Source organism: Thalassotalea nanhaiensis, from assembly GCF_031583575.1.
GTDB lineage: Bacteria > Pseudomonadota > Gammaproteobacteria > Enterobacterales > Alteromonadaceae > Thalassotalea_A > Thalassotalea_A nanhaiensis.
The window spans coordinates 574,283-588,859 of record NZ_CP134146.1 but is presented as its reverse complement, the minus strand read 5'-3'; the positions used below and the strand labels follow the sequence as shown (position 1 = coordinate 588,859).

The following is a 14,577-nucleotide window of genomic DNA, read 5'->3' as shown; positions in this document are numbered from 1 at the left end:
GTTTAATTTTCATTGGCTACTTAATAGGGTATCTGATCATAAATATTAATTTAGTTGTGAAAGTGAGGAGCCTTATACTTACCAATAAAAGATAATAAAGCGTACCCTGCTGTATCAATGATGGAGTTTAAAGTATGCATATTGCAAACTATAGAAATGTGAGAGTCTGAAAAGATGTAGTAGTTAGTTTAAACATAATCCAATTACTTTTTAACTATTTTAACGTAGCTGGGCAGCTGTTCGCTCGTAACAGGCCCTAAACGATACCAATGACTTACGTAAACTTAATGGTTAGATTACAAACTAAAGGAATTTAGTTTGTTAGATCTTCCCTACTTCGGCTCAGGGGCGTTTCATTTGCTTATTCAAAAATCAATAACAACTGACGGGCACAAAAAAGGCATACTAAACAGTATGCCTTTTGAGTTTTCACACACTATTAAACATGATTAATATATGTTTAATAGCTACTTGTTGCCCTTTGATGTAAAAGGGAACGTATAGTGAGGCTGGGTTTACATCATGCTGCACAACAATACCTATCATACTGTTTTAGTAGGAAAATAAAAAACAAAACAAATAAATACCCCTCATTACACCCCTAAATTATTTAAATATTCCATCTAAATACCCCAGAGCTTTTTCTGCATACCAAGGTCGCATATGATTAGAATCTTTATAATAATAATTAAAGTTACTATCCATAGTCATGCACACTTCATCACATAAGTAATCAATCGGGTCAATAACAACTACCCCATTAACTTCATTGAGTTTATTTAATGCGTCATAATGAGTTTTATAAGATTCTCTAGCTTCTTTTAACGTAATAAAGTCATTTAAACTATTCCTAATCGATAATTGCGGAGCAAATGCTGAGCCTTGCGGTTCACCTAAAATCATAAATACTTTATGCGAATTGTTTTTTGCAAAATGTAAAAAGTCATTATATTCAAGTGTTCTTGAATCAATTTGATCGCTTCTATCTTTTTCAGTTCCTGATAAATACCCATCAAGAAAGTAGATCGATGTAACTATTTTATCAAATCCAATTTTTTTAATAATTTCTTTATAATTCTGAATATTTTCACAACTCCACTTTGGATTAAAAAAAGAAGGTGAAACAAAGCAGCCTCCCATAGTCAAATAATAAACATTATATTCGCTACCTAAAGCTTTTACATAAGGGTAAGTATGTTCAATATGACTGGAGCCTATGAATAATATATTTTTATCTGAGCTACCTCTAATCAGCCTAATTTTATAATTATCTACTTCAAAGTTAGGGCTTGGGTAGCCCCAATCACCAATAGCTGCCATGGCATTTTTACTTTTCAATTGCTCGTCTCCAGAAAATCTAGAGTCAAAACCGTTATTGACAAAAGTGATGCTACCTAAAGCTCCAATAAATAAAACCATATAAACAGGTTTGGCTTTAAAGTGATCGGATATATTTACAAAATTATCCCTAAATTTGACTTTTTCAATATATTTATGACTCAAAAATCCAAGAAAAATTGATAGCGTGAGACCTAAGTAGATGAATACTTCACTTAATGAGTAATAGTAAATAGCAACTACAAGAGGCCAATGCCAAAGATATATAGAGTAAGACCATGCTCCTAAGTTTTGAGCGATAATATTATTTGTGATTAGACTGTCATTACGTTGTGCTTGAATAATAATAAACGTACCTAGAACGGGAAGCATGGCTAAATAACCAGGCCAAAAGCTTTCTTTTGATATAAAAATATAAGAGCTAAGTATTAAAGCTAAACCAACCCACTCTAAAAGCTTCTTTTTTTTATCTTCAAGGTTCCATGGATAAAGATAAGCAACGCCACCTAGCATCATTTCCCACGCTCGGGTGTGCAACATATAATATGACGAACTAGGCCATTGATAAGTAACTATAACGCAAAGCATAAACCCTAAAATGGTTCCGAGCAAAATCATTTTTTTCATCATGTTTACCGACATGATTTTTCTTGATGCTACAAGTATTAACGGGTAAATTATATAAAACTGCCATTCAACTGATAATGACCAAGTATGCAATAACCACTTTCCTTGTGAAGCTGTATCAAAGTAGCCTGACTCCCTCCAATATATGATGTTAGAAAGAAACCCTATACTACTTCCGACATGAATGCCTAATGCTTTATAATCTATTAAACTTAAATAAAACCAACCGAACACAAGTAAGACCGAGCATAGAACAGCTAAAGCAGGAATAATCCTATTAGCTCGTGCAACATAAAACTTCAGAATAGAAAAACTTTCTTGTTCTATTCCTCTAAAAATTATCCCTGTCATTAAAAAACCAGAAATAACAAAAAACACGTCTACACCTGCGAAACCGCCAGGCATCCATGAAGCATTAAAATGAAACAGCACAACCGCTATTACTGCAATGGCTCTTAGGCCATTAATATCTGATCTAAATTTCATTCAACCAATTAATCCCAATATTGTATGTTGGTGGGGGATTTTACAGGGAATAAAAAAATAAGTAACCCACTAACTACACCTCAATTAATATGTACCCATCATTTTTATAAACATCTCTTCATATTCAGCTTGTTTTTCTGGGGTAACATCTGAACTTGGCTCCCTTAACTTTTTCAATACTTCAGCTTGTCGATAATCAGGTACATCACCATAGCTATACAGAGTGGTTAAAAAACCCTCATGCCCTATATTTTGACTCCATGCTTTAAATTGCTCTGGTGTCTGGCATAAGTTCTCGCCTAGCCTTACTAACGTATTGCGGAAGCTATGAGGGTTATAATACGGCAATCCTGCATTTTGAAAAGCCTGTTTAAAAATTTCTCTGATCGGGCTAGCTGTTTGCCAATGTTCGCGTAATAAACCAGAGGCTTGAAATTTTCTGTTAGTGCCATTTATCATTTTAGTTTTTGGAAATAACGGATCATCAGGACTAAAAAGTAATTCTTTGGTTAAGTATTCAATCCATGTTTTTATTATGTTTAGCGGTAACTCGCCCACAGGAAAAAAGTAAGTGGTAAATGTTTTGCTAAATTTGGTGTTCACTTCTCTAGCATCTTGAAACAGGCTTTCTTCAATTAAGTTTACATGCTTAATTTTAATTGATGCTATGGCGCTATCTCTTGCCCCTGTTAATAAAGTAAAAGCAATTAATGCTCTATTACGTTTTTCAATTTCGGTGCAATCTGACATGTTTTCTAATACGTGAATTATTTGCTCAGGGCTAGGCACTGGCTTTTTTCTTTTCGCATTGGCAACACGAGTATCTTTTTCTGATAAGTTAAAGTATTCGGTGTCACTATAATTAATTCGTGATTTATAGCCCGTTTGCATCGCAAGCCATTGAAAGAAGTTTTTTAAATGGCGTAATGTTGTATGCAAAGTTGCCTTGCTTAATGGCTTGTTGGTTGTTTCATTTTTTTGATTAGTTAAGTTCTTTTTAAAACCTACCGCTTGTTCAAAGTGAAACTGTTTAAATTCTTTAAATTTGGTGTATTGTTCAAAGCGATTTATTGCTTTTGCCACACCATCAATTGACGCTTCATTTTGCCGTTTAGCTTCTTTTAAAAATATGCAATATTGTCGAGTAACTCTTACGTTATTTGCGTTGTGCTTTTTCATCGTTTCACCTTATCTATTTAAAGTACAATTCAGGAGGGGGTTAGTCATCTAACCTAATCGTTTTTGTTGCAGCGGTAAGATCACCGATAGATCTCGCTGAATTGATGTTAAACGTTCTAATTTGAAGTATTTATTCATCATCGAATTGCACACCGAACAAGCCGCAATCACTCGACCTTTAGTGTTAGTTTCTTCGATAAATTCAAGGGTATTTTGACCTGGCGTTCTTGGCTCCCTGCACTTTAAACAATAAAGCTCTGACGGCTTACATTTACGCTTATTAACTTTTCTTTGTTTTTGTAAGAACTGCTTTAAATCATTACCTAAAATAAGTATCGGGCGTTTATCTCACAAACCGCTAAGCCTTTAATGATCCAATTTCTCACCGTTCTTTTATGCACCTCAAAAAGTAAGGCAACTTCCTCCACCGTATAACTACGGTGGATCTTGCACTTGTTAGGGTTATGGGTTCGTTTCATAACGCCCCCTATTTTTACTTGTCGCGATACACTGCTCAAGCCATTCATTGATATCACTTTCAAGCCAACTAATTGCACGACCGCCTAATGAAATACTTTGGGGGAACTCGCCATTGCTCATGCGTAAATAAATACTGCTACGCGACAAGCCCGTTTTGTTTTTTACTTCTGGTAAACGAATGAATTTTTTAGACATGTTAAAACCTCTTAATCATTTATTGGAAAACGATCACGAGGTTATTTAATAAAGGGGTTAGAAAAGGAGAATTAGGAATATACGATCCCTAATTCGGTTTTGGTTTACTTACTTCTAGACTCTATTGCGGGTTCAATCTGGTTTAATATTTTACGGATAGTATCATCTGTTAATGGTGCGCCAATTAATTCAGTCAAAGCAACTAATGAGGTTGCTATACCGCGTTGGCTTGGATCAATATCAGCGTTTTTACAAACTGCTCCTAATAACACTAACAACGAATTGCGCTCTTTAGACGTTAGCGGTTTGGCTTCTGGTGGCGTACCTTCTAGTGATTGAATAAACCGTGTCACTTCATTGGTTTTAACCACTAAAACATAGTCATGCTCATCTAAACCACCTGAGGGGTAATAGCTTGGTACTCGTTCAAACTCTCTTTTTCCGCCAAGGTATGCTTTCCGTTCAGTTTGGTATTCATCCCTTAGCTTTTTAATTTCATCATCAGTTAATTTATTGCTGGTAATGAATTGTTCTAATTTTTGTTTTGCCGCTTTAGAGCCTTGCTGATATTCATTATCATCAAAGTCACTTTGAAGTTGACAAATAACGTCACCTTGACGAAGGAGAGTACCTTCTAAACAAGTTAAAGTGACCTTTAGTCCCGATGTTTCTTGTTGGTAATAATGCTCAATATCTAAAGCCTCTGAGCCTATCATTGTTAAGTCCCAAAGCCCTTTTATAGAAACCGTTTTTGAATCTAATGATACCCAATCATCTTCGAACACATAAGTTTCGTTATTTAAGGGGCTTAAATAGGGATCTTCTAGTTTTTCGCCCGTAAAAAGATGATTTTCTACTTTCCTAAATTCAATATCATCTGTTTTGACAAATTTGCCTGTCCTCGCCTGTGCGCCATTAACAAAATCAGCCGAAAGCGTTATATGCTTATCAAGAGCCAATCGGTAAATATCTGCTAATGTAACAGACTCACCAAGTACAGTAGAAATATGATTAGCTGCTTCTTTAAGTGTTAACCACTCCTTTAGTTTAAATAGTTTGCTCATTATATTTACATCCCTTTACTATCAGATAATTCATCTAGATAATCAGCCCATTCCTGCATTAACTTTGTTCTTTCCGCCAAATAAAGTGAACGGTTATAAGCCCTTGATGTTGCTGTTCCTGTCAAATGCGCAAGCTGTACTTCAATCACTTCATGGTTCCAGCCTTTTTCGTGCAATATAGTGGAAGCTGTGCTTCTAAAGCCATGAGCCGACATTACATCAGCGGGATAACCTAAATCTCGTAAGCGATTGGTTAATATGTTTTTACTCATCGGCTTACTGCTGTCTCTTTGGTTTGGAAATACCAGTTCAGAGTAACCAGTAACGGCTTTAACTTCTTTAAGCTGCTCGGCAACTTGTTTCGCCATCGGCACTAAGTGTTCTCGATTTCGCTTCATTTCTTCGGCGGGTATTCTGATCAAACGATCATCAAAGTCGATATATTCCCACTTTAGATTTCTTATTTCAGTAGGTCTTAAAAATACCCTAGGAATTAATTTAAGCGCTTCAATAGTGCAATAATTACCTGATTGTGTTGTATCTATGTCTTTAATTAATTGACCAAGCTCATTAGGTTTAACAATTGCAGCCCTATGCTTAACGGGTGGTAAGGGCTTTAATATATCCCCTAACGGTAATCCTTGTGCTGGGTTACTTCTTGTTAATCTATGCGCCAGCGCATAGCCAAACACCCTATTTATTACCGCTAATATATTAGGCGCTTTTTTAGGTGTGCCAGCCGTTTCAATGGCTAACATTAATTCGGTAATATGCCCCGCATCAATCTCTTCAATATGGAGTTTACTTATACTTTTAGAGTCAATCTGTAACCAGCGTTTAATTCGTGCGGCATGATCTTCTGACCAAGAGTCTTTTTGTTGTTCCCACCACTTTTGGGCAATGGTTGAAAATAACTTATCTTTCGCAGTGGTTTTTGTACGCTTTCTTTCTCTTCGTTCATCCATCGGGTTAATACCGTGGATTAAAGAGGCTCTTGCTTCTTCTGCTAATTTACGTGCTTCACTTAGGGATATGGAGGGGTATTTTCCTAAAGCCATTTCTTGATACTTGCCAGCATGCCTAAACCTCAACCTCCAAAGCTTAGAACCGCCATTCTTAACCAGTAAAAACAAGTTATTGCCGTCAGATTTTTTGATCTGTGATTTACCATCAGGACAGGATATATTCTTAACTTCTTGTACTGTTAATGGCATTCAAAGCTCCTAAGCGGGGTACAAAATGAAGGGTACGCGTATCTCAAAGACTCAATTTAAGGTTGCAAAAAAAATGAGATACCCCTCATTAACACCTAATAATTCTGGGAATTAATGATATATTATGGAATGACTTAGGAAGCTAAGTCAATAAAAAAGCCCGTAAACTATAAGCTTACGGGCTTTTCTAGGAAGTACTAGTATTTGGGCAATACGTTTACATCATGCCGCCCATGCCACCCATACCGCCCATGCCGCCCATATCAGGCATTGCAGGAGCTGCTGAAACTTCTTCAGGTTGATCAGTGATCATCGCTTCAGTAGTAAGCATTAAACCAGCAACAGATGCTGCAAATTGTAATGCGCTACGAGTTACTTTAGTTGGATCTAAAATACCCATTTCTAACATGTCACCGTAAACGCTAGTACCAGCGTTGTAACCGAAGTTACCTTCACCATTACGTACTGCATTTAATACAACTGATGCTTCATCACCACAGTTAGTAACGATTTGACGAAGTGGCGCTTCCATTGCACGAAGTGCAACTTTAACACCGTGAGTTTGATCTTCATTGTGGCCTTCTAAATCTTTGATTTTGTCAGCAACACGAACTAGTGCAACACCACCACCGGCAACAACACCTTCTTCAACCGCTGCGCGAGTTGCATGTAATGCATCTTCAACACGAGCTTTCTTCTCTTTCATTTCTACTTCTGTTGCAGCACCAATTTTGATAACAGCAACACCGCCAGCTAATTTAGCTAAGCGTTCTTGTAATTTTTCTTTATCGTAGTCTGAAGATGAATCTTCAATTTGGCCACGAATTTGAGCAACGCGTGCTTTAATTTCAGTTTCTTCGCCAATACCATCGATAATTGTGGTGTTGTCTTTAGAGATAACAACGCGCTTAGCTTGACCAAGGTCTTCTAATGTTGCTTTCTCAAGTTCCATACCGATTTCTTCTGATATTACAGTACCAGTCGTTAATGTTGCGATGTCTTGTAACATTGCTTTACGACGGTCACCAAAACCTGGCGCTTTAACAGCTGCTACTTTAACGATACCGCGCATGTTGTTAACAACTAATGTTGCAAGTGCTTCACCTTCAACATCTTCAGCAATAATAAGTAGAGGTTTACCAGCTTTAGCAACACCTTCAAGCGTTGTTAATAACTCACGAATGTTTGATACTTTTTTATCAACTAATAAAATAAACGGATTTTCTAATTCAACGCTACCGCTTTCTTGGTTGTTGATGAAGTATGGCGATAAGTAACCACGATCAAACTGCATACCTTCAACAACGTCTAATTCGTTAGTAAGGGCTTGCCCTTCTTCAACAGTAATAACACCTTCAGTACCAACACGATCCATTGCTGTTGCGATGATTTCTCCAACAGAAGAATCTGAGTTTGCAGATATAGTACCTACCTGCTCAATTTCTTTAGTATCTGAACATGCTTGTGATAATTCTTTAAGTTCTTCAACTGCAGAAATTACTGCTTGATCAATTCCGCGCTTAAGATCCATTGGATTCATGCCAGCAGCAATTGATTTTAGACCTTCATTAACAATAGCTTGAGCTAAAACTGTTGCAGTAGTTGTACCGTCACCAGCTTCATCATTGGCTTTAGAAGCAACTTCTTTCACCATTTGTGCGCCCATGTTTTCAAACTTGTCAGCAAGTTCAATTTCTTTAGCAACACTTACACCATCTTTAGTGATAGTTGGACCACCGAAGCTTTTGTCTAGAACAACGTTACGGCCTTTTGGACCTAATGTTACTTTTACAGCATCAGCTAATACATTTACACCACGTAGCATTTTTGCACGTGCGTCATTACCGAATAATACGTCTTTTGCAGCCATTATTTGTTTCCTTTAATTCTGTTTAATCTAGGATTAATATTTTTATTTGGATACGTTGAAATTATTCAACGATCGCTAAAATGTCACTTTCGCTAAGAATTAGTACTTCTTCGCCGTCAATTTTTTCAGTTTTAGCACCATAGCCTTCACTGAAGATAACTTGGTCGCCAACTTTAACGTCTAGGGCGCGAACTTCACCGTTTTCAAGAATACGGCCATTGCCTACAGCAACAACTTCACCGCGAGTTGATTTTTCAGCTGCGCTACCAGTTAAAACGATACCGCCAGCTGATTTTGATTCTACAGCTTTGCGTTTGATAATTACGCGATCATGTAAAGGACGAATGCTCATTACTATCTCCAAATTAGATAAATTAAATAATTAAAATTTTTATTAATAAACAGATGGGGGTATTTTTTTTACTCTCAAGGGTGCTGCTTAAATTTAGCTAAAAAAATAGCGCTTATTGGTAAAATAGCGCCATTTAACATTAATTTTGAGGTTTCCCCTGATAATTAATCTTTGCGTTCAAACTCACCATCAATAGTTTGGTTACTTTTACCATCATTTATATGATGGCTGGAAGCATGCTCATCGATATCACTAAACGGGGTTTGTTGGTGATTTGACTGCTGAAAATTACTGTAAAAAAACGTACTACTCTGGCTTGGATTAGCTTTACTTTTTGCCATTTGAGCTTGTACTGCTTTTACCATAACGGCTCGTGAAACTGGCCATAATAGTAGTAAACCAAAACCATCCGTAATAAAACCTGGGGTTAATAATAATACGCCGGCAACAAGTAGCAGCATAGCGGCAATTATTTCATCTGAAGGTATTTGTCCCTGTGCCAGCTTATTTTGCACCGATTGATAAGTGGCCATACCCTGTTGACGTACCATGGCAGCACCAATCCAAGCAGTAAGAATAACGATACCAATAGTAGGTAAAGCGCCAATTAAACTACCAACATTCATCAGTACCATAATTTCAACAATCGGCATGACAATAAATAATAAAAATAAAACTTTAAACATTAATGGTCCAAATATTTATAATGATGAAACTAATATGGGGGTTACCGGGTCTATTTCAACCGTAAGCAATTGAATAGCGATTACTCTATTAATATAATTTATACTTAGTTAATTTAATTATTAAGAAAGCCTTAAGGTAAAAGTTTATTATGTATCAAATTGTTGTATGTAATTGTCCGGATAATGACATAGCTAAAACAATTGCTAACCACTTAGTTTCTGAAAAGCTAGCGGCTTGTGTTAATATCTTGCCGACAATGACATCGGTATATCAGTGGCAAGACGAAATTCATTGCGATGAAGAAGTCATGCTTTTGATAAAAACTAAAGCTTCAGCATTTTCTGAACTTGAACAGAACATAATAAAACTACACCCATATGATGTAGTTGAAATTGTTGCCTTGAATATCCAGCAAGGTAATGAGCTGTATTTAAACTGGATAAATAATACTGTGAAAAATTAACCTATGCGCTCAATAATAACTGCGTTGCTAGTAACAATTACCTTATTAGGTAATGTAGCCAATGCTCAAGATTCAATTTTTGATACCTCAATGGATTCTCTGTTCAGTAACGACAAAGAATTTTTACCTGTTGATCAAGCATTTCAATTTGATTTCAACCAACAAAGCTCTCAAGTTGAAGTGTATTTTGCCATTGCAGATGGCTATTACTTATATAAAGACAAGCTAAAATTTAACGCCGAACGAGCAGAGTTCACATCTCCTGTTTTACCGCAAGGTGTTGATCATGAAGATGAATACTTTGGTATTCAGCAGGTTTATTACAACCAAGTTAAATTTACAATACCTCTTAGCCAATCAGGCCCTAATGGTGAGTTAACGCTTACTTTTCAAGGTTGTGCTGAAAAAGGTTTGTGTTACCCACCAACCAAACATGTTATCCCATTAAATGATTATATCGCTGGCTCAGATGAAAGCACTGCCAGTTCAATACTTGGCGCGATAAACAATGAAACAAGCTCCTCGTCTAATATTGAAAGTAATGAGTTAACCTCGGTTAGTCAACAAGACGAACTTGCTTCAATGCTAGGTGGCAGTAGTCTATTTTGGACACTATTAACATTTTTTGGTTTAGGGGTATTACTATCTTTCACCCCATGTGTATTTCCTATGTACCCTATTTTAACGGGTATCATTGTTGGTCAAGGTGAAAGCCTTACCACTCGCAAAGCATTTACGCTATCTATGGCATACGTACAAGGCATGGCCATTACGTACACTGCATTAGGTGTTGTGGTTGCATTAGCGGGCGCGCAATTTCAAGCCGCATTTCAGCATCCTGCAATTTTAATTGGTCTTAGTGTTTTATTTGTATTTTTAGCGCTGTCGATGTTTGGGGTGTTTAACTTAGCCCTACCGGCTAGCTTGCAAAATAAACTTAACAATTTAAGCAATAGCCAAAAAGGCGGGTCGATCCCTTCTGTATTTATTATGGGTGCAATTTCAGGTCTGGTTGCCTCTCCTTGTACTACTGCCCCGCTTACTGGTGCGTTACTTTATATTGCTCAAACGGGTGATTTATTTCTGGGTGCTTCTGCATTATATGTATTGAGTCTAGGCATGGGTTTACCATTACTTGCTTTAGGTAGCTCAGGCGGTAAATTGCTTCCAAAAGCAGGAAATTGGATGACTGTGATCAAGAATATTTTTGGATTCTTATTACTTGCTGTACCGGTATTTTTACTTGAACGTTTCTTATCAGAAACTATCGCTAACTTATTGTGGGCGGCACTATTATTAGTCACTGCAACTTACTTTTACATGGTAAATAATGATAATCGTAAATCACCTGCAAGTATTTGGTATGGGCTACGCTCATTGTTAATTTTCTTAATGATGTTTTTCGGTGCCAATTTAGCTTATAACACGGTATTTGATAAACCAACGGCTCAGCAGTCTGCACATCAAGAATTTATTAAAGTAGCAACGGTATCAGAGTTAGATGACGAAGTTGCTAAAGCGAATGCAGACGGTAAAACGGTTATGGTAGATTTATATGCCGACTGGTGTATCGCCTGTAAAGAATTTGAAAAATACACATTTCCAAAGCCTGAAGTTAAACAAGCATTACGTAATACGGTATTGATACAAATTGACTTAACTGAAACAGGCAGTGAACAAAATATTGAAATAATGTCGCACTTTGAAGTATTCGGCTTACCTTCAATTTTGTTTTTTGATTTAAATGGAAAAGAATTAAGTCAGCAGCGAGTAACTGGTTTTATGGGGGCAAACGAATTTGCCAACCACATAAATACGTTATTTAACCAGTAAATATAAGGGCTTTGCCCTACTACTTAACATGATTCATAAAAGGGGCGCTTGCCCCTTTTGTGCATTTTAATGTAAATAACATGTTAAATAAAAACAACTTCAGTGATTAGACCAGTATTTTGCTGCTAATTTCTGCGAAAATGACTATAATGTGCAGATATTTGGAAAAACACATATTTTCTGCATAAAAAATAAGCAACGAATGCATTTTAAGCAGATAATATATTCAATAATAATAATTACCATGGATTTAGCGACAGATGACGACAAAGTTTAATGTTTTAGTGTTGAATGGCCCTAATTTAAATATGTTAGGTAAACGTGAACCTGAGATTTATGGCTCACAATCATTAGTAGACATTATTGCCGCGTTAGAAGTTAAAGCTGAATCTTTAGAGATAAATTTACAGCATCTGCAAAGTAATGCAGAGCATGAATTAATTGATGCCCTTCATCAGGCACATAACAAAGTGGATTTTATAATCATCAATCCAGCGGCATTTACTCATACTAGCGTGGCACTACGTGATGCGTTGTTAACAGTAAATATCCCGTTTATTGAAGTACACTTGTCTAATGTGCATAAACGTGAAGAGTTTCGCCAACATTCTTACCTTTCAGATATAGCTGAAGGGGTAATATGCGGTTTGGGTGCTAAGGGGTATGAGTATGCCCTTGATAGTGCAAGCCAAGCCCTAAACAAATAAATTACAAAAAACATTTAAAAGGTGTACTAATGGATATTCGTAAAATTAAAAAACTAATCGAACTTGTTGAAGAGTCTGGGATCAATGAATTAGAGATCTCTGAAGGTGAAGAATCAGTTCGAATCAGTCGTGGCGGTTCAGTTGTAGCTGCGGCTCCAGTTGCAATGGCAGCTCCTGCACCTGTAGCAGCTCCAGTTGCGGCACCAGCTGCGGCGGCACCTGCTGCTGAAGCTCCGGCTGGCGCTGTTTTATCAGGTCATGTTGTTCGCTCTCCTATGGTTGGTACGTTCTACTCAGCTGCTTCTCCTGATGCGCCTGCGTTTGCTGAAGTTGGTCAACACGTAAATGCTGGTGATACATTATGTATTGTTGAAGCTATGAAAATGATGAACCAAATTGAAGCTGACAAATCTGGTGTTGTTAAACAAATTCTTGCTGAAAATGAAGACACAATTGAATTTGACCAACCACTATTCGTAATTGAATAAGCCCGATAAGGAAGGTTAATTCCATGTTAAAGAAAGTAGTTATTGCCAACCGTGGCGAAATTGCATTACGTATATTACGTGCATGTAAAGAGCTAGGTGTTAAAACCGTAGCTGTTCACTCTACTGCTGACAAAAACCTTAAACACGTTTTATTAGCAGACGAAACTATTTGTATTGGTAAAGCTTCTGCTTTAGACAGTTACTTAAACATCCCTCGTTTAATTACTGCAGCAGAAGTAACTGACGCCGATGCTATTCATCCAGGTTACGGCTTTTTAGCTGAAAATGCAGACTTTGCTGAACAAGTAGAAGATTCTGGCTTTGCATTTATTGGACCTTTAGCAGACAGCATCCGCTTAATGGGTGATAAAGTTTCTGCTATTGCTGCGATGAAAGCTGCCGGTGTACCTTGTGTACCAGGTTCTGATGGCCCGCTTACAGACGATGATGCAGCAAATATTGCTCATGGTCGCCGTATTGGTTACCCAGTAATCATCAAAGCCTCTGGTGGTGGTGGTGGTCGTGGTATGCGTGTTGTACGCAGCGAAGACGACTTACTAGAATCTATCCAGTTAACAAAAACTGAAGCAAGAAACACCTTCAATAACGATATGGTTTACATGGAAAAATTCCTAGAAAACCCTCGTCATGTTGAAATTCAAATTCTTGCTGACGGCCAAGGTAGCGCAATTCATTTAGCAGAGCGTGACTGTTCAATGCAACGTCGTCACCAAAAAGTTGTTGAAGAAGCGCCAGCACCTGGTATTTCTGAAGAACTACGTGCTGAAATTGGTGCTCGTTGTTGTAACGCTTGTAATGAAATTAATTACCGCGGCGCTGGTACATTCGAATTCTTATTTGAAAATGGTGAGTTCTACTTCATTGAAATGAACACCCGTATTCAAGTTGAGCATCCAGTTACTGAAATGATCACTGGCGTTGATTTAATCAAAGAGCAACTACGTGTTGCTGCTGGTCAAAAATTAACGATCAAGCAAGAAGACATTAAAGTTAACGGTCATGCAATTGAATGTCGTATTAATGCTGAAGATCCACGTACATTTATCCCTTCTCCGGGTAAAATAACGCGTTTCCACCCTGCTGGTGGTATGGGCGTTCGTTGGGACTCTCACATTTATACTGATTACTCAGTACCGCCTCATTATGATTCTATGATTGGTAAACTAATCACTTATGGTGAAACTCGTGAAGTAGCAATTGCTCGCATGAAAAACGCTTTGGATGAGTTAGTTATCGACGGTATTAAAACTAATATCGCGTTACAAGAAGATATCATGAATGATGTCGGCTTTGCTCGTGGTGGTGCAAACATTCACTACCTAGAGAAAAAACTAGCTGAGATTGAGTAGAGTTTAGGGTCAAATATCCCTAAACCACTTCCTGAATTTATTTCAGGATCTTTGTTAAGTTAATCAAACCCTGCACTTCAACTGCAGGGTTTTTTATTACCTAAATATCCGGTGTATCTCTGTACTCATTTCCTGAGCTTGTTTCAGGATCTAAGCTCTAGTACCGACCTAAACATTCAGGTAAAATAACGAACAATAAACATTTAAAATTATTAATGAAACAT

13 protein-coding genes are annotated in these 14,577 nt (G+C 37.2%); 5 read left to right on the top strand and 8 right to left on the bottom strand.

What is annotated here, in order from left to right; all coding sequences use genetic code 11:
* Positions 1 to 606: 606 nt before the first annotated feature.
* The 8 genes from RI845_RS02775 to RI845_RS02740 form a co-directional block, all read right to left on the bottom strand.
* A complete protein-coding gene (locus RI845_RS02775; RefSeq protein WP_348388231.1) occupies positions 607 to 2,451 on the bottom strand; it encodes an acyltransferase family protein in 1,845 nt (614 codons plus the stop codon).
* Positions 2,452 to 2,535: 84 nt separating this feature from the next.
* Complete coding sequence (locus tag RI845_RS02770) at positions 2,536 to 3,630, bottom strand: tyrosine-type recombinase/integrase (protein ID WP_348388230.1); 1,095 nt, start codon at positions 3,628 to 3,630, stop codon at positions 2,536 to 2,538.
* 462 nt (positions 3,631 to 4,092) lie between these two features.
* Positions 4,093 to 4,305: a helix-turn-helix transcriptional regulator gene (locus RI845_RS02765; protein WP_348388229.1), complete on the bottom strand. Its 213-nt coding sequence runs from the start codon at positions 4,303 to 4,305 to the stop codon at positions 4,093 to 4,095.
* A gap of 104 nt (positions 4,306 to 4,409) precedes the next feature.
* The gene (locus RI845_RS02760; protein ID WP_348388228.1) at positions 4,410 to 5,369 is read right to left on the bottom strand and encodes a hypothetical protein; all 960 of its coding nucleotides are present in this window, start codon (positions 5,367 to 5,369) and stop codon (positions 4,410 to 4,412) included.
* A gap of 5 nt (positions 5,370 to 5,374) precedes the next feature.
* A complete protein-coding gene (locus tag RI845_RS02755; RefSeq protein ID WP_348388227.1) occupies positions 5,375 to 6,583 on the bottom strand; it encodes a tyrosine-type recombinase/integrase in 1,209 nt (402 codons plus the stop codon).
* Between the two features lie 217 nt (positions 6,584 to 6,800).
* A complete protein-coding gene (gene groL, locus RI845_RS02750) occupies positions 6,801 to 8,453 on the bottom strand; it encodes a chaperonin GroEL (RefSeq protein WP_348388226.1) in 1,653 nt (550 codons plus the stop codon).
* A 61-nt stretch (positions 8,454 to 8,514) separates the two neighbouring features.
* Entirely contained in the window at positions 8,515 to 8,805 is a 291-nt protein-coding gene (locus RI845_RS02745; RefSeq protein WP_348388225.1) for a co-chaperone GroES, read from the bottom strand.
* 164 nt (positions 8,806 to 8,969) lie between these two features.
* Positions 8,970 to 9,491, bottom strand: coding sequence for an FxsA family protein (locus RI845_RS02740; protein WP_348388224.1), 522 nt, complete (start codon positions 9,489 to 9,491; stop codon positions 8,970 to 8,972).
* Between the two features lie 149 nt (positions 9,492 to 9,640).
* On the opposite strand from RI845_RS02740, the gene cutA reads away from it, so the two are divergent.
* The 5 genes from cutA (at position 9,641) to accC (ending at position 14,353) form a co-directional block, all read left to right on the top strand.
* Positions 9,641 to 9,955, top strand: coding sequence for a divalent-cation tolerance protein CutA (gene cutA / locus RI845_RS02735; RefSeq protein ID WP_348388223.1), 315 nt, complete (start codon positions 9,641 to 9,643; stop codon positions 9,953 to 9,955).
* Between the two features lie 3 nt (positions 9,956 to 9,958).
* Entirely contained in the window at positions 9,959 to 11,788 is a 1,830-nt protein-coding gene (locus RI845_RS02730; protein ID WP_348388222.1) for a protein-disulfide reductase DsbD, read from the top strand.
* Positions 11,789 to 12,048: 260 nt separating this feature from the next.
* A complete protein-coding gene (gene aroQ / locus RI845_RS02725) occupies positions 12,049 to 12,495 on the top strand; it encodes a type II 3-dehydroquinate dehydratase (RefSeq protein ID WP_348388221.1) in 447 nt (148 codons plus the stop codon).
* Positions 12,496 to 12,524: 29 nt separating this feature from the next.
* Complete coding sequence (gene accB, locus RI845_RS02720) at positions 12,525 to 12,983, top strand: acetyl-CoA carboxylase biotin carboxyl carrier protein (protein WP_348388220.1); 459 nt, start codon at positions 12,525 to 12,527, stop codon at positions 12,981 to 12,983.
* 23 nt (positions 12,984 to 13,006) lie between these two features.
* Positions 13,007 to 14,353 carry an acetyl-CoA carboxylase biotin carboxylase subunit gene (gene accC / locus RI845_RS02715; RefSeq protein ID WP_348388219.1) on the top strand — a complete coding sequence of 449 codons (1,347 nt, stop codon included), beginning with the start codon at positions 13,007 to 13,009 and terminating at the stop codon, positions 14,351 to 14,353.
* The last annotated feature ends 224 nt before the right edge of the window (positions 14,354 to 14,577 follow it).